A 15,234-nucleotide genomic window follows, 5' to 3' on the forward strand; every position below is an offset into this window, starting at 1 on the left:
AAATTATGTTTTTGCCAAGATTAAATATTGAAACTGGTTCAAGAGCAGTCATTTTTTTTACTCAGCCAGAATGGGATTATGCAAAAAGAGCACTTTTTACAGGAAAATATATAAAGTTTTTAAATTTACAAATAGGTTATAACGAAAAAGCTCTTATTTTAGGTCCTTTAATAGGAGCTTCACTTTTAAGCATAATTTTAGAAGTATTAAAATCTTTAGGTTTAAAAGAAATTATCGGAATAGGATGGTCTGGAAAAGTAAATTATAAGCTTAGTTTAGGAGATTTATTTTTGCCTGAAAGAGCCTATTCTCTTGAAGGTGTTAGCAAATTATACTTCCCCAGAAAGAGGGTCTTTTATCCGGATATGCTTTTGTTTAAAAAAATAGAAAAAGAAATTGCTAAAAAGGAAATACCCTTTCAAAAAGGAAACATAATTTCTGTTGATGCTCCCTTTGTGTTTGAAAAAAATAAGGAATACTTAAAAAAATGGAGAAATAAAGTAGAAGCAGTAGATATGGAAACTTCAGCTCTGTTTTCAGTTGGTAAGTCTTTACAAATGAAGGTTATGGCTTTACATTTTATAGTAGATGAGGTGGGTAAAATTTTTAGTAAAAGACCTGAAAAAGAAATTTTAACTAAAAGAGAAAGACTTTTTGAAATATTAAAAGATTTTCTTGAGTATAAATTATGAAAAATAGAAAAAAGAATCCCTTTGAAATTTTTGGGCTTTCTCCGCAAATTGTTAAAGAATTTGACGAAGAAACCCTTTTTAAATTAATAAAAGCAATTTATAGAGTATTTCAGCTTGTCTATCACCCTGATAAAGGAGGAGATCCTAAGAAGGCCTTAGAAATAAATCTTGCTTTTGAAAGTATAAATCTTGATAAAAATCCAGAAAATTTTAGAGCCTATAGAAAAAAATACATAGAAAGACTTTCGAGAAAAACTTTGCAGAGGGAAATAGAAGAATTAAAAACCCAAAATAGAAAGCTCAATTTTTATAACCAGCTTCTAAAAGAAAAACTCTGGCAATACTTAGAAAATGGTTTTGAATATCTAAAAAATCTTTACGAAGAATCTAAGGGATTAAAAATTAAACTTTTTGATATCGTTACCTATATGAATTTTTCAGGATTGAGAAATACCAAAAAGCAAATGTTTTTTAAAGAAATTATTTTGCTTAAAAAATTGATCTTAAAAAGAAATACTTATGAAGAATATTATAGAAAATTTCTAAATTATAAATATCTTGGTTGTATAAAAAGGGAGTATTTAGAACCTTGGGTTTTATTAGAAAGGGAATTTAAAGAAGATGCTCAAAAGTTTAAAAACTTTATTCCTAAGGAAGCCTTTATTAGAGATTGTCTTGTTTATTTAGAAGCTGAAATTAAATCAAACTCTTATATATTTTTTTATAATCCTGAAGAATTTCAAAAAGTTTTTCTTGAAGGAGTAGTGATAGAATTTGAAAAACTTGAGGAAGAAGAGGTTTTAAACATACTTAACCATAAGACTATTAATTTTGAAAAGAAAGAAGAAGATTTAAACGGATTTAATAGAGAGGTTGTAGAGTTTTAGCTTAAAAGGTGTATATTTCCTATGGAAATTCTTTTTAATCCAGCTTTTTTAGCCACTTCATAACATCGGTAAGCAAATTCCTTTGAAGTTAAGGGTAGGTCTCTCATGTAAAAATGAGGATAAAAGGCAAGTAGCCTATAAGGAATTTCTGGATTCAAATCAGCTATAAATTGAGCAATACCTTTTATTTCTTTTTCATCTATATATCCTGGAACAAGGAGGGTGCTTGCAATAAGAAGAGGCACTTTAGGTCTTTCTTTTATATATTGAGAAACGAAAGCAAAATTTTCTAAAATTTTTTTGTTGGAAACGCCTGTTAAAGCAATATGTAAATTTTCATCCCAGGCTTTTAAATCAAATTTTATACAACCCCCTGAGATTAACGAAAGTTTAATTACCTTTTTAAGCATATTTTTGTTCATAAGTCCGTTAGTTTCCCAGCAGATTCTTAAAATTCTATTTTTTTTGTTTTTTAAAGCTTCTTCAGAGGCTTTGATAGCAAAGGGAAGTTGTGGGGAGGGATCCCCTCCAAAATAACAAATACAGGAAACCTTAGGAGTTAAAGCTTTTAGTAAATCTTCTACAGATTTGGTTTCTGGTTTAAAAGTAAGTTCCCTAAAATGCCAGTTTTGACAAAATAAACAATTAAGGCTACAGGCATGAAAAAATACAGCCAAATTATAATATCCAGTTTCTGCACCAGGTTTATAGGCAAATTCAGGATATCCACATCCTGTTCCAGCTGGGCATACCCAGTCTGCCACACAATTTGTAGGTAATGGATCAAGATACCAAGAAACCTTAGCCTCTCTATAACTTGGACCTATAAGTCTTCCGTTTATGTTTTTTCTAAGACCACAAAAACCATATTGATTTTCAGAAATTTTGCACTCATTAGCACATATTTTGCACTTTATTCCATCTTTAGAAGAAGGCAAGTTAGGAGGAAGACCAAAAGGGACTCTGCTAATTTTATGGGCTTTTTCTACAAAGGGCTTTACTTTTTCTGGCAAGTCTCTTATACAATCAACACAAACCTCCAAAATTTGAGAAACTATACTTTTTTCTTTTAAGCATACTTTACACTTCATTTTATATAAATTCCTAAACCCTTTAAATAAAAAGTTTCCTCAACAAAGGGATTGACAGGATGGTCAGGGGCTTGTGAAGCATAAAAAATAATCTTTCCCTCTTTTTTTGTCCCTTTTAAACAATTTTTAATCAATTCTTTCATTTTTTCAATTTTAAAAAAATGAGAACAAGAAAAGGCAAAAATAAATCCCTCTTCCAGAGCCTTAATTCCAAGAAAATAAAGATTTTCGTATTTTTTTTCTCCAGCCTTTATATCTTTTGAACTCTTTATAAATGCTGGTGGATCAAGAACTATAATATCTGATTTAGGAGGGTTTTTAAGGATTTGAAAAATGTCTCCCTGAAAGGTTATTATCTTTTCTTTCCATCCATTAATTTTTGCTATTTCTTCAGCAAGACTTAAAGCAAATTCTGATCTATCAATGAGAAAAGCTTTTTTGGCACCGCCTTTTAAAGCATAAAAAGCAAATCCACCTACATAAGAAAATCCATCTAATATTATTTGATCTTTTGCTATACCTTTTAAAAATTTTCTATTTTCTCTTTGATCCAAAAAGAAGCCTGTTTTTTGTCCTTTTAAAACAGGTATAAGAAACCTTATTTCATCTATTTCAACAGAAATTATTTCTTCAGTTTTTCCATAGACAACTTCTACATAAAGCTCAAGTTCTTCCTCTAATCTTTTAGAAGAATCATTTTTTAGTATAATGGCTTTCGGGTTTAAAAGTTCTTTTAAAGCTGAGATTATAAGATTTTTCAGATTTTCCATGCCAAGAGTTTGTATTTGGATAACAGCAACTTTTTCATAAATGTCAATAATAAGTCCGGGTAGAAAGTCTCCTTCAGAAAAAATAAGTCTGAAACAGGTTTCTTTCGGATAAATATACTTTCTTAAAGTTAAAGCCTGAGAAAATTTTTTCAAAAAGAAATTTTTATCTATGATAGTTTTTTCTTTAGCTAATAGTTTTAACGAATAATAACTTTTAGGATTAAAGTATCCACACCCTAAAAAGTTATTTTCTTCAGAAACTACATTTACTAATGAGCCAGGTTCTATCTTTTCCTTAACTTTTTCAAAATGAAGAATTTCTTTAAAGGTGAACCATAAGTGATTGTTTAGATACCTTTTAATACCTGTTTTATTAAGTGTGATAACTGGATAATTCATAAGGTTTTTGTACTTCTAAATTTATAGCCTTGGTAGGACATACTTTAAGACAATTTAAACATCTTATACACTCTATGGAGTTAAGTTCTTCTGGTATAGAAAGGTCAATTGGGCATACCTTTTCACAAACTTTGCATAAATTGCAATTTTTTTTATTAAAAGAAAGTTTAAAAATTCCTATTTTATTAAATGCCCCATAAATAAGTCCAAGAGGGCAAATGTTTTTACAAAAAAATCTCAAATCTACAAGGCACAAGATTAAAAGTCCAATTAATATAAAGGTTTTTAAATAAAAAACAAAGCCTATAAGAGGAGTTAAAGAAGGATGCAAGAGAAGGTTAAAATATCCAGCCTCTATTGTTCCTACAGGACACAAATATTTACAGAACCATAAAGTTCCATATCCAAATTCGTTTGTTAAAAATAAGGGTAGGATAATTACAAAAAAACTTAGAAATAAAAATTTAAAAGAACGTTGAAGCTGAAAAGGGAAAATAATTTTTCTTTTTAAAAAGGGAATCTTATAAAGCAAATCCTGAAAAAATCCAAAAGGACATAGCCAACCGCAAATAAATCTTCCTAAGAGAAGACCAAAAAGTAGAAAGAAACTCATAATATAGAAAAAAGAACCTATTAAAACTTGCCAGGAGATAATTCTTACTGAGATAAAAAAGTTTTGTAAAATTCCAAGGGGACAGGCAAAAAGACTTGCAGGACAGGAATAACAGTTAAGTCCAGGTCCACAAAAATTTTTTAGAAAACCTGTGTAAATTTTACTATTTACTAAAAATCCAAAATAACCGTTGTGAATAAAGGTTGAAATTAATTGAACCCATTTTCTTTTCATTCTTCTAATCCCATACAGGATAAACAAAGGATTGATGCCCTTTCTTTGACAAAATTATTACCTTTGAATAAAATACCTAAAAAAAATCCTACAAAAATAAGTATCCAGAGAAGAAGAACAAGCTTTTTCATTTAATTAAGCTTTTGACTTATGTATTCAGCAAGTTCTTTTGCTATTTCTTCAATAATTTCTTTATTTTCTCCTTCAACCATTATTCTATATTTTGGTTCAGTTCCAGAGGGTCTTATTACAATTCTCCCATTTTTACCTATTTTAGATTTTGCTAAGGTTAATTTTTCTTTAAGACCTTCTATTTCTTCTACAGGTTTTTTTTCTTTGACCTTCACATTTACTATTATTTGAGGTATTTTTTCAAAAAGGTGGGCAAGTTCGGAGAGCGCTTTTTCTTTTTCTTTCATTAAAGAAATGAGCCTTATTCCTGTAAGAAGTCCATCTCCTGTGGTTGTTTTGTCAAGAAAAATAATATGACCAGAGGTTTCACCACCAAGTATACTTCCAATTTCTTTCATTTTCATAAGCACATATCTATCTCCTACAGATGTTCTAACGAAGGATATACCCTTAGTTTTTAAAAAATTTTCCAATCCTAAATTACTCATAATTGTCCCAACTACTGTATTATTTGAAAGAATTCCCCTTTCTTTAAAATCAAGGGCAAAAATAGCTAAAATATCATCTCCGTCTATTAGATTTCCTTTTTCATCAACTATCACAATTCTATCTCCGTCTCCATCAAGTGCTATACCAATATGTGCCTTTTTTTCTAAAACCAATTTTTTTATTTTTTCAGGATAAAGTGCTCCGCATTCATCGTTTATATTTAATCCATTGGGACTGCATCCAATAGAAATAACTTCAGCTCCAAGCTCTTCTAAAACTTGAGGTCCTATTTGATAAGCAGCTCCGTTAGCACAATCTATTACAACTTTTATTCCTTCAAAATTAATGTAAGAGGGGACTACAGATTTTAAATGAACTGCGTATCTTCCAATGGCATCCTTTACTCTATAGGCTCTTCCAAGTTCACTTTTTAAACATCTTTTCATAGAAAATTTTTCATCAAAAACAAGTTCTTCAATTTTTTCCTCTAATTCATCTGGCAGCTTGTAACCGTATCTATCAAAGATTTTAATACCATTATCGTAATAGGGATTGTGTGAAGCTGAGATCATTACTCCTGCGTCAGCTCGCATATCCTTAGTTAAAAATGCTACTGCAGGAGTAGGTAGAGGGCCAATTAATAAAGTTGAAATTCCCATTGAACAAAGCCCTGCAACTAATGCTGACTCAAATATATAGCCTGAAAGACGAGTATCCTTTCCAATAAGAACTTTACTGGAATGAACACTATTTTTAAATAAATATCCAATGGCTCTACCAACTTGTAAAGCTATTTCAGGAAGCATTGGGAAAACATTAGCTTCTCCTCTTATTCCATCAGTTCCAAACAGTTTTCTCTTCATATCTTAAATCCCCTTACTCACGATAAATTATTTTTACCTTTTTAGGATATACTGATAAAGCTCCAGATGGAAGAATAAGTTCTATTTCTGTTTCTCCTTTTATTTTTAATTTAAAAATATTTAAAGGTTCTGTTGTTATGTAATGAATGTTACTTAAAATTTCTACAGGGGCTTTAACAATAGCATAAGAAGGTTTTATTATCAGTTTAAATTTTTTGGGAAAATAATATTGTTCTTCATCATAAGAAGGTTTAATAGGAACTTTTTTGGTTCCTACCTTTTTGATAACTAAAGTTATTGTATCAGGTTTAATTTCTATTATTTTTAAATCTGAAGGAAGATTTAATTTTTCTATAGGAACTCTTATTTGATGAATACCTGAAGGATAGCGGGAGGCATCGATTTCTAATTTAAGATTATTGTTGGGAAAAGTTCTTAATATTTTTCTTGTAGCCTCTACTTTTAGCGTAATTTCAGAGGGATTAACTTCTATTAAATAATTAGAATTAGATGATTTTAAAACAATAGGAACTTCAAGCTTTGTTTCTATAGGTTTACCCAAAACGACAAAATACCATAAAGTTACAGCTAAGAGAAAGGAAATTATTTTTAACTTATGTTCCCTTTTGAATTTCATAACCTATTCTTACCCACCAGGGGGCTTTTGATTCAAATCCCAAAAGTTGAGAAAGCATTTTTCTTAAGGTAGCAGGTGTAACATCTCTTGTTATTTTACCACTTACTGCTAAAGAAATATATCCTGTTTCTTCAGAAACTACTATAGCAACTGCGTCTGTAATTTCAGTAATTCCTATAGCAGCTCTATGTCTTGTTCCGAGATCTCTTGCTATATCTGGATTGGTGGAAAGAGGAAGTATTACCCCAGCAGCAAGGATTTTTCCCTTACTTATTATAACTGCTCCATCATGTAAAGGGCTTTTAGGATTAAAAATACTTATAAGAAGTTCCTTAGTTACCTTAGAGTCAAGTATTATAGCTCCTTCTAAAAAATCTTTTAAGCTTATTTCTCTCTCAAAAACGATCAAAGCACCTATTCTTTTTTCTGCCAGAGCTGTAACTGCTTTTACTACTTCTTCGATACCGTAAGAAAATTCGGTCTGGAATTTTAGAAAAGTAGGTTTCCCAATTTGAGCAAGAGCTTTTCTTATGTCTTCCTGAAAGACAATAATAATTAAAATAAATATAGAGGACATAAAGGTATGTAGGATCCAGTTTAGAGTTAAAAGCTGAAAGGTCTCTGATATGAGATATATTAAAACTATTATAGTAAGTCCTGCTGCCATTTGAAAGGCTCTACTTCCATGAATTAAGAGAAGAATTCTATATATTATAAAAGTAACAATAGCTATATCTAAAACATCTCTAAAAGTTAATGCCTTCAAAATTTCTAAAATTTTTCCAGAAATCAAAATCAGACCTCTTTAATTTTTATTTAAAAATTTAAAAGTAGTTAGTGCATCCCTATTAATATCAACTTTATGAACCCTTAAAAGATGTGCTCCTTTTAAATAAGCGAAAATAGAAATACCTACAGTTCCTCCATCCCTTTGATAAGGAGGTTTTTTGACAATTTCTCCAATAAAGCTTTTTCTTGAATGTCCTATTAAAATGGGGCGATTTAGTTCTTTAAATGAATCAAGGTTTTTGAGAATTTGTAGATTATGTTCAAAAGTTTTGCCAAATCCTATACCAGGATCAACTATAATTTTTTCAAAAGAAATCCCTTTTTCTACCAAAAATTCAATTCTTTTTTTCAAAAAATCCTTAACTTCACTTACTACATCTTTATAAGTAGGATTTATCTGCATAGTTTTGGGATTACCTTGCATATGCATAATTATTACAGGACAACTAAAAACCTTTACAACTTCAACCATTTTAGGATCAAAGCGCAAAGCACTTATATCATTAATGATTTCTGCCCCAGCTTCTAAAGCCCTTTCAGCTACCTTACTTTTATATGTATCTACAGAAATAATAGCTTTAGGAAATTCTTTTTTAATAGCTTTTATTACCGGAATGACTCTTTTTAATTCTTCATCTTCAGGAACAGGGTCTGAAAAAGGGCGGGTTGACTCACCTCCTACATCAATAATGTCTGCACCTTCTTCTAGCAACTCTTTAGCTCTTTTCAATGCTGACTCTATATTTAAATACTTTCCTCCGTCTGAAAAAGAGTCAGGGGTAACATTAAGTATTCCAACGAAATAAGGAGATTTAGTCCAATCCAAAATTTTTGAACCAAAAATTAAAGGCGGAAGCATAAAAAACTAATTTCCTTCAAGAAGAAGTTTAAATCTATCTGCATCTAAGGTCTCTTCTTCTAATAAAGCTTGAGCAATTTTGTGGAGTTTATGTATGTATTGGGTTAATATAGCTTTCGCTTTTTCATAACAACTTGATATTATGTTTTTAATTTCTTCATCTATTATTCGAGCTGTTTCTTCTGAAAAGTCTTTAATTTGAAACATTTCTTTACCTAAAAATATATGTTCTTCGCTTTTTCCAAAAGTTATAGGTCCCAATCTCTTACTCATACCCCAGTTACATACCATTTTTCTTGCAATTTGAGTAGCTCTTTTAAGGTCATCTTGAGCACCGCTACTTAATCTGTTAAAGACTATCTCTTCACTTACCCTTCCTCCCAAAAGAACGGTAATTTTTTTCAATAAATAATCTTCGGTATAGATGTGTCTATCATCTAAAGGTAATTGCTGAGTAACTCCCAAAGCCTGCCCTCTTGGAATAATACTTATTTTGTGAACCGGGTCAGGATCGGGAAGATAATAAGCAACTAAGGCATGTCCTGCTTCGTGATAAGCTATGATTTTTCTTTCTTCTTCACTCAAAATAACTCCTTTTCTTTCTTTACCCATAAGGATTTTATCTTTTGCTTCTTCTAAATCTTCAATTTCTATTTTTTCTTTTCCTTTCTTTGCAGCGATAAGTGCTGCTTCATTTAACATATTTTCCAGATCAGCTCCAGTAAAACCAGGTGTGCTTTTTGCTAAGGCTTTAAAATCAATTGATGGATCAACCTTAAATTTTTTTGCATAAAGTCTTAAAATAGCTTCTCTTCCATTAAGATCAGGAGGAGGTACTACTACCTGTCTGTCAAATCTTCCTGGTCTAAGAAGGGCAGGGTCTAGAATATCGGGTCTATTTGTAGCAGCTAAAACTACTATACCTTCTTCAGTATCAAATCCGTCCATTTCAACAAGTAACTGATTAAGGGTTTGTTCTCTTTCGTCGTGACCTCCTCCAAGTCCAGCTCCTCTTTGTCTTCCTACTGCATCAATTTCGTCAATGAATATAATACAAGGAGCGTGTGCTTTAGCTTGAGCAAAGAGGTCTCTTACGCGGGCAGCTCCTACACCAACAAACATTTCTACAAAGTCAGAACCACTTATACTAAAAAATGGAACACCTGCTTCTCCAGCTACAGCTTTAGCAAGAAGAGTTTTTCCTGTTCCAGGAGGTCCCACAAGAAGAATCCCTTTTGGTATGCGAGCACCAAGCTTGGTAAATTTTTGAGGATTCTTTAAAAATTCCACTACATCCTGCAACTCCTCTTTAACTTCCTCTATCCCTGCTACATCATTAAAAGTAACTTTGGTGTCTCCTCCTTTTACTAATCTTGCTCTACTTTTTATAAAAGAAAAAGGCTTATTACTCGGTTGCAATTGTTTTAAGAAGACAATCCAAAGGAAAATTAGTATAAGAAAGGGAAGCCAAGAAATAAGAAAGGAAGTAATCCAATTGTTTTGATTTTCGGGTTTTACTATTATTTTTACATTCTTTTCCTTTAAAAGTCTAATTAATTCATTATCTTCGGGGGTATAAGTTGTTACACTATCTCCTGAATAGAGCTTTCCTGTGATCTTTTTCCCTTCTATGGTTACTTCTTTAATCTCGCCTTTATTAACTTTATCTAAAAAATCTGAATAGCTTATATTAACATTGTTATTAAAAGTAGGATAAAAACCTTTCTCTGAAAAGAAAAAATTATAAAGCAATAAAACTATAACACTTATAATTATCCAAATAACAAGAGTTTTACCTATGTTTTTCATGCAAAACATTACCTCCTTTTTTTCTAAAAAATAAATTTATTACAAGTTTTCTTAAAATCAACAAAAAGAAAAAAACTAAATGATTTGCAAAACTATAGCTTCTTTCGTTTGGTTGTTTATTTTATATTCAGGATGGATATATAGATTCCATACCCCTACAATTTCTTTTTGGTGTTCCACCAATATTATACTTTCTCTTAAATAAAAGGGGATATTTTTTTCCCAAAAGAATTTTTTTAATTTTTTGTGTCCAACAGAAGGTATATATATTCTATCTCCTGGTTTTCTTCTTCTGACAACAAAAGGAAAATTAAGTTTTTCAGCAGAAAATAGCATACTATTTGCAGGTTGAATAAAATCTTTAGTAATAGGCATTTTAAAGACTTTAAGAAGTTGTTTATTAGGTAGCAAATATTCTCCTTCTTTAGATACAGGAATTTCAAAATAGGGTAAAGAGAAGAGTTTTTTTGTAAAAATTACATATCCTGGACCTCTATAAGCTAAAAAATTTCCAGGTAAATACACAGGACCTTTTGCCTTTTTGGTTATTAAATTTTCAAGACTTTCAATATGAGAGTATCCTATTCTAAAAAGGGGGATATTTGCCTCTTTAAAAGTGATAAAATATATTCTTCTTCTGAGAACAGGATGAATCTGTTTAAATTCGTGAAGTTTTAAAGCCAGATCTCCCTCTAAATAAAATTTAATTTCCTCAAACTTATTTTTAGCTAATTCTTCAATGAGTTCTTCCTCTTCTGCTATTAAAAAAGCAGTTTTTCTTATATTTTCTTTTATTTTTTTACTAAAATTATTTTCCAAGAAGGGTATAAGCACATGCCTTATTTTATTTCTTAAAAATCTTAAGTCTTTATTAGTTTCATCTTCTCTCCAGGTTAATCCTCTTTCTAAAGCAAATTTTATTATTTCATCTTTGGTAACAAACAAAAGCGGTCTTACAATCAAATCTTCTCTTTTTATGGGTATCCCAGCAAGCCCTCTTTTCCCGGTGCCTTTTATGAGTTTCATAAAAATCTCTTCTACGAGATCATCCAAATGATGGGCAAGAGCAATTTTTTGAAAATCATACTTTTTAGCTAAACTATACCAGAGTCTGTATCTTAGCTCTCTTCCAGCCATTTCCAAACTTAAACCCTCTCTTTTAGCATACGCTGGAACTGAAGAAGCCGTATAGAAAAAGGGAATATCCCTTTCTTTACAAAGTTTGTATACAAAAAGAGCATCCTTGTAGGAATCCTTGCGAATCTTATGGTCATAATGGGATACAAAAAGACTAAGTTTATATTCCTTTTTAAGAATATATAAAGTTTCCAGAAGAACAACAGAATCTACTCCACCTGAAATTCCGAGAAGGACTCTATCTCCCTTTTGAAATAATTTAAATTTTTCTATATATTTTTTTACGGTATTAAGAAACATCCTAAAGAAGAAAAGTTAAAATTTTTTTTGCATTTTCAGGATTTAGTTCAAAAGAAGCTTTAGCCAGGTGTGATAGTTTAGAGGAAATTTTAGAAGGCGGAGAAATCAAAGAATACTTCATAAAGTTATGTTCCAAAGGTTCTGGAATAGGTATTTTTAGCTTTTCAACAAGATCTTCAATAACCTTTCCCTTATTTTCGATTGCTCCCAATTCTTTTTCTGAAATTTCAAGCCTTTCAAAAAAACCTAAAATATAAGAAAGATCAAAAGCTTTGTGAAATTTTTCAGTCTCTTCTTTCAAAGCTTTATAAGTTTTTTCTGCTTTTCTATAATCGTTTAAGTAAATCGTTAAAATATTATACAGGCGTTTGTATATATTGTAAAAAAGCTTTACGAATTTTCCTTTTGAGGTTAATCCAAAAGGAGAAAATATGTTGTTAAAAAGCCTTCTTTTAAGCTCATCTTCTGAAATTCCGTAAGTTTCTTTATATAATTCCAAACTTTTTTTACAGGTATCAGTAAGGGAAAAGGAAGTAATATTTTCAAATTCTTTAATTAGATTTCCGTCTTTATTGAGAATAAAATATATTCTCCAAGCATTATTGAAAACTCTTTTTTGGCTCTTTTTAAGATTTTCCAAAAGATCTTGATAATTTTTCCATTCTTCTTCTAAATATAGTTTTTCTGAAAAGTAATTTTCTACAATTTCTCTTTTTACTTCTGAGGTTAAATTTTCTAAAAACTCTTCCCAGTTTTTTTCCATAAATTTTAACTTTTAAAACTTGGTTTATCAGCTTCTAAGTAAAAGGTAACAGGACCTGTTTTATCTTCATTTAAGGTATAGGTAATATCTGTAATACCAAGAGTAACTCCTGCATAAACTTTATCAAGAATTCTTATGGTTTTAGACTTGTATTCAGCAATCAAAATTTTTAAGTTATTTAAATTTTCCTTTATTTTTTCTAAATGTCTATAACATTTTTCAGCTTCTTCTTGAAGTTTCAATAAGATTTTTTCTTTTTCCTCAGAGAGAGTTCCATATTTTTTTAATTTTTTTCCTAATTTTATTCCTTGTTCAAGCTTTTCTAAGGTTTCTTTTATGGTCATTTCCTCTTTTAAAGCTTTTTTATAGGGTTCCATTAATTCAGGATTATATCCAGCAAATACTTTAGTAGGGGTATGGGTTTCATTTCCAAGAATTTTAACTTCTATATTTCCGCTACACTTTACTTCTCCTCCATAAATAATCCCTTTCCCTGAAGTTACAGTGAGATTTCCATAAACAGTGCATTTTGAAAATATAAGATAATTTGTAATAGTAAGATTCCCTTCTATTTCAAGTTTTGCAAATTCAACAGCTTTAATTTCGGCATAACCTTTTACTTTTACTGTGGTATCTTCTCCTCTTACAATCCCTTGGCAAATAAAAGTGCCATTAACTTCTATATATACTTTATTTTCTGTAGCGCCTTGGAGTTCAAGTTCTCCTTCACAAATTACTTTAAATCCAAACTTTATATCTCCTTGTATAGTGAGTTTTTTACCTGTAAAATACACATTTCCCGTTGAAAAGTCTACATCTCCTTTAAGAGTATATTCTGGATAAACCTCAATTACATTCTTTTCAACCAAGACTACTCCACTAACCTTAGCTTTAATAAGATTATCTTTTTCATCGATAAAAAGGTTTTTCCCTAGTGTAAAGGGAGGTTTTTCAGAAAGAGGAGGTGGTTCAATAGGGTCTCCCCATATATTTACTCCAGGAACCCCAGGTATTGAAGGAAACCACCTTCCTATAACTTCATCCTTTTTAGCACAAACTATACTTTGACAGAGATCCCTCAGATCCTCTGCTTCCTCCTCTGATACCTCTTCACATATTTTTTTTAGATTACTGTCTTTTTGTAAAACCCGCATAAATTTTTCAAAAATTTCTATTTTTTCAGGAATGGGATTTTTAGGAGGTACTCCTTTGGCAATAATTAGCATATTATCTACAAAGTCTGGATCATCAAGTATGCCAAAAATTTTGTTTTCCCTTAAATGAGTTTTTATTTTTTTCCATTTTTCTCTTAAAGCATTTATTAAAGAGATATCCTTAGGATCTATCTCTAAATATAGATACATGTCATCAGGAGAGACTTTTATTACAAAATCTTCAATTAGTATTCCTTCCTGTTTAGCTTGAGCTCTGTCTATCATCTTTTATTTTCTTCCAGGTTTTTTCTTCTCCCCTTAAAAGTCTTTTTATGTTATCTTTGTGCTTTATCCATATCAAAATAGCTAAAAAAAGACTACATATAACATATTCGGAAGGATAACCAAGAAAAAAAATGTTTAGGGGAAGTAAAGCTGTAGCTAAAAGAGACCCCACAGAAACATAATTTGATAGGAAAACAGCAATCAGAAATATAATCAAGGAAATGAGCATTGCCTTTGGTGTAAGAATTAAAAAAACTCCTATGGTAGTTGCTACTCCCTTTCCACCCTTAAACTTAAGGAAGATAGAAAATAAGTGACCTAAGACTGCAAAAAAAGCAGTTCCAGCTAAAATAAATTCCTTAGGATATGGGATTTTTTTTGAAAAGAAAAAGGCTATTAAAAGGGCTATGACACCTTTTGAGGAATCACCTAAGAAAGTAATAATACCCCACTTTTTTCCTAGGAGTCTTGCCACATTTGTAGCACCGGGATTTTTACTTCCATCCTTTCTGGGATCTACTCCCTGTGGTAAAGCTACAATGAGAGCAAAAGGAATGGAGCCTAAAAGATAGCTAAAAAAAAACAAAAAAATTAGTTTGAGCACATAAATTATTTTAATAGAAAATAAAGAAAAGACAAGAAAACACTAAGTTATTTAGATAATTTTTGACTTTTACAGAGGATATACACTTACTACTTTTTTCCCGTTTTTTGTTTCAAATTTTACAATTCCTTCAATTTTTGAAAAAATAGTGTAGTCTCTTCCTAAACCTACATTAAATCCGGGATAAACTTTAGTTCCTCTTTGTCTTACAATAATTTCACCAGGTTTTACATATTGTCCACTATATCTTTTTACTCCTAAACGCTTTGAATGAGAATCTCTTCCGTTTCTTGAGGCACCACCTGACTTTTTATGAGCCATCTACTTTCCTCCTTATGCTAAAATTTCTTTAATTTCTATGGTTGTGTAATATTGTCTGTGTCCTTTTTTTCTTTTATATCCCTTTTTGGGTTTTTTCTTAAAAACGATAACCTTTGGGGCTCTACCTTGTTCAACAATAGAAGCCTTAACCTTAGCCCCTTCAACTACGGGAGTTCCAATCTTTAATTCCTCTTCTTTTTTAACAAGCAAAACCTCGTTGATTTCAACTTCTTCTCCTATTTCACCTTCTATTTTTTCAACTCTTAAACGATCACCAGGTCTTACTATATACTGTTTACCCCCTGTTTTAATTACTGCAAACACAAGAAAACCTCCTTTTAAAAATTCACCTTAAAAAATATCCTAAAATTAGGTTTTGTCAAGATAAGATTTGTCTTTATGACAA

General features: G+C 30.7%; 17 protein-coding genes. 2 read left to right on the top strand and 15 right to left on the bottom strand.

All coding sequences use genetic code 11. The features are described 5' to 3' along the window. The first annotated feature begins 5 nt into the window (after positions 1-5). Together ACLGLP_RS05865 and ACLGLP_RS05870 are read left to right on the top strand one after the other, a co-directional pair. Positions 6-692, top strand: a complete 687-nt coding sequence (locus ACLGLP_RS05865) for a phosphorylase family protein (RefSeq protein ID WP_492112347.1) — start codon at positions 6-8, stop codon at positions 690-692. After that, complete coding sequence (locus ACLGLP_RS05870) at positions 689-1,579, top strand: J domain-containing protein (RefSeq protein WP_492112348.1); 891 nt, start codon at positions 689-691, stop codon at positions 1,577-1,579. The genes ACLGLP_RS05865 and ACLGLP_RS05870 overlap by 4 nt, the downstream gene beginning before the upstream one ends. Here the strand turns inward: ACLGLP_RS05870 and ACLGLP_RS05875 are convergent. The 15 genes from ACLGLP_RS05875 to rplU form a co-directional block, all read right to left on the bottom strand. After that, the gene (locus ACLGLP_RS05875) at positions 1,576-2,670 is read right to left on the bottom strand and encodes a radical SAM protein (protein ID WP_492112349.1); all 1,095 of its coding nucleotides are present in this window, start codon (positions 2,668-2,670) and stop codon (positions 1,576-1,578) included. The genes ACLGLP_RS05870 and ACLGLP_RS05875 overlap by 4 nt on opposite strands. Continuing rightward, the gene (locus ACLGLP_RS05880; protein ID WP_492112350.1) at positions 2,667-3,839 is read right to left on the bottom strand and encodes a class I SAM-dependent rRNA methyltransferase; all 1,173 of its coding nucleotides are present in this window, start codon (positions 3,837-3,839) and stop codon (positions 2,667-2,669) included. The genes ACLGLP_RS05875 and ACLGLP_RS05880 overlap by 4 nt, the downstream gene beginning before the upstream one ends. Continuing rightward, entirely contained in the window at positions 3,814-4,686 is an 873-nt protein-coding gene (locus ACLGLP_RS05885; RefSeq protein WP_492112351.1) for a 4Fe-4S binding protein, read from the bottom strand. Before ACLGLP_RS05885 ends, ACLGLP_RS05880 begins: the two co-directional genes overlap by 26 nt. Then, entirely contained in the window at positions 4,683-4,817 is a 135-nt protein-coding gene (locus tag ACLGLP_RS05890) for a hypothetical protein (protein WP_492112352.1), read from the bottom strand. The genes ACLGLP_RS05885 and ACLGLP_RS05890 overlap by 4 nt, the downstream gene beginning before the upstream one ends. After that, positions 4,818-6,170, bottom strand: a complete 1,353-nt coding sequence (gene glmM / locus ACLGLP_RS05895) for a phosphoglucosamine mutase (RefSeq protein ID WP_492112353.1) — start codon at positions 6,168-6,170, stop codon at positions 4,818-4,820. A 13-nt stretch (positions 6,171-6,183) separates the two neighbouring features. Continuing rightward, complete coding sequence (locus tag ACLGLP_RS05900; RefSeq protein WP_492112354.1) at positions 6,184-6,807, bottom strand: CdaR family protein; 624 nt, start codon at positions 6,805-6,807, stop codon at positions 6,184-6,186. Next, positions 6,785-7,600, bottom strand: a complete 816-nt coding sequence (cdaA, locus tag ACLGLP_RS05905) for a diadenylate cyclase CdaA (protein WP_492112355.1) — start codon at positions 7,598-7,600, stop codon at positions 6,785-6,787. Before cdaA ends, ACLGLP_RS05900 begins: the two co-directional genes overlap by 23 nt. Before the next feature lie 12 nt (positions 7,601-7,612). After that, positions 7,613-8,455 carry a dihydropteroate synthase gene (gene folP, locus ACLGLP_RS05910; protein WP_492112356.1) on the bottom strand — a complete coding sequence of 281 codons (843 nt, stop codon included), beginning with the start codon at positions 8,453-8,455 and terminating at the stop codon, positions 7,613-7,615. A gap of 6 nt (positions 8,456-8,461) precedes the next feature. Beyond that, positions 8,462-10,264: an ATP-dependent zinc metalloprotease FtsH gene (gene ftsH, locus ACLGLP_RS05915; RefSeq protein ID WP_492112357.1), complete on the bottom strand. Its 1,803-nt coding sequence runs from the start codon at positions 10,262-10,264 to the stop codon at positions 8,462-8,464. A gap of 75 nt (positions 10,265-10,339) precedes the next feature. Next, positions 10,340-11,701 carry a tRNA lysidine(34) synthetase TilS gene (tilS, locus tag ACLGLP_RS05920; RefSeq protein ID WP_492112358.1) on the bottom strand — a complete coding sequence of 454 codons (1,362 nt, stop codon included), beginning with the start codon at positions 11,699-11,701 and terminating at the stop codon, positions 10,340-10,342. A gap of 1 nt (position 11,702) precedes the next feature. Further along, positions 11,703-12,464: a hypothetical protein gene (locus ACLGLP_RS05925; protein WP_492112359.1), complete on the bottom strand. Its 762-nt coding sequence runs from the start codon at positions 12,462-12,464 to the stop codon at positions 11,703-11,705. Positions 12,465-12,469: 5 nt separating this feature from the next. Further along, positions 12,470-13,903 carry a flagellar assembly protein A gene (locus tag ACLGLP_RS05930; protein ID WP_492112360.1) on the bottom strand — a complete coding sequence of 478 codons (1,434 nt, stop codon included), beginning with the start codon at positions 13,901-13,903 and terminating at the stop codon, positions 12,470-12,472. Further along, positions 13,881-14,507 (bottom strand): glycerol-3-phosphate 1-O-acyltransferase PlsY, encoded by a 627-nt coding sequence (plsY, locus tag ACLGLP_RS05935; protein ID WP_492112361.1) that lies wholly within the window; start codon positions 14,505-14,507, stop codon positions 13,881-13,883. Before plsY ends, ACLGLP_RS05930 begins: the two co-directional genes overlap by 23 nt. Before the next feature lie 69 nt (positions 14,508-14,576). Further along, the gene (gene rpmA / locus ACLGLP_RS05940) at positions 14,577-14,828 is read right to left on the bottom strand and encodes a 50S ribosomal protein L27 (protein WP_492112362.1); all 252 of its coding nucleotides are present in this window, start codon (positions 14,826-14,828) and stop codon (positions 14,577-14,579) included. A gap of 12 nt (positions 14,829-14,840) precedes the next feature. Next, positions 14,841-15,152 (bottom strand): 50S ribosomal protein L21, encoded by a 312-nt coding sequence (rplU, locus tag ACLGLP_RS05945; protein WP_492112363.1) that lies wholly within the window; start codon positions 15,150-15,152, stop codon positions 14,841-14,843. Between the last annotated feature and the right edge of the window lie 82 nt (positions 15,153-15,234).

The sequence above is a fragment of the Caldimicrobium sp. SLHALR3 genome, from assembly GCF_058692735.1.

Coding starts and splice junctions, on each gene's coding strand:
- ACLGLP_RS05865 (WP_492112347.1), top strand. CDS start 6: ATGTTTTTGCCAAGATTAAATATTGAAACTGGTTCAAGAGCAGTCATT.
- ACLGLP_RS05870 (WP_492112348.1), top strand. CDS start 689: ATGAAAAATAGAAAAAAGAATCCCTTTGAAATTTTTGGGCTTTCTCCG.
- ACLGLP_RS05875 (WP_492112349.1), bottom strand. CDS start 2,670: ATGAAGTGTAAAGTATGCTTAAAAGAAAAAAGTATAGTTTCTCAAATT.
- ACLGLP_RS05880 (WP_492112350.1), bottom strand. CDS start 3,839: ATGAATTATCCAGTTATCACACTTAATAAAACAGGTATTAAAAGGTAT.
- ACLGLP_RS05885 (WP_492112351.1), bottom strand. CDS start 4,686: ATGAAAAGAAAATGGGTTCAATTAATTTCAACCTTTATTCACAACGGT.
- ACLGLP_RS05890 (WP_492112352.1), bottom strand. CDS start 4,817: ATGAAAAAGCTTGTTCTTCTTCTCTGGATACTTATTTTTGTAGGATTT.
- glmM (WP_492112353.1), bottom strand. CDS start 6,170: ATGAAGAGAAAACTGTTTGGAACTGATGGAATAAGAGGAGAAGCTAAT.
- ACLGLP_RS05900 (WP_492112354.1), bottom strand. CDS start 6,807: ATGAAATTCAAAAGGGAACATAAGTTAAAAATAATTTCCTTTCTCTTA.
- folP (WP_492112356.1), bottom strand. CDS start 8,455: ATGCTTCCGCCTTTAATTTTTGGTTCAAAAATTTTGGATTGGACTAAA.
- ftsH (WP_492112357.1), bottom strand. CDS start 10,264: ATGAAAAACATAGGTAAAACTCTTGTTATTTGGATAATTATAAGTGTT.
- tilS (WP_492112358.1), bottom strand. CDS start 11,701: ATGTTTCTTAATACCGTAAAAAAATATATAGAAAAATTTAAATTATTT.
- ACLGLP_RS05925 (WP_492112359.1), bottom strand. CDS start 12,464: ATGGAAAAAAACTGGGAAGAGTTTTTAGAAAATTTAACCTCAGAAGTA.
- ACLGLP_RS05930 (WP_492112360.1), bottom strand. CDS start 13,903: ATGATAGACAGAGCTCAAGCTAAACAGGAAGGAATACTAATTGAAGAT.
- rpmA (WP_492112362.1), bottom strand. CDS start 14,828: ATGGCTCATAAAAAGTCAGGTGGTGCCTCAAGAAACGGAAGAGATTCT.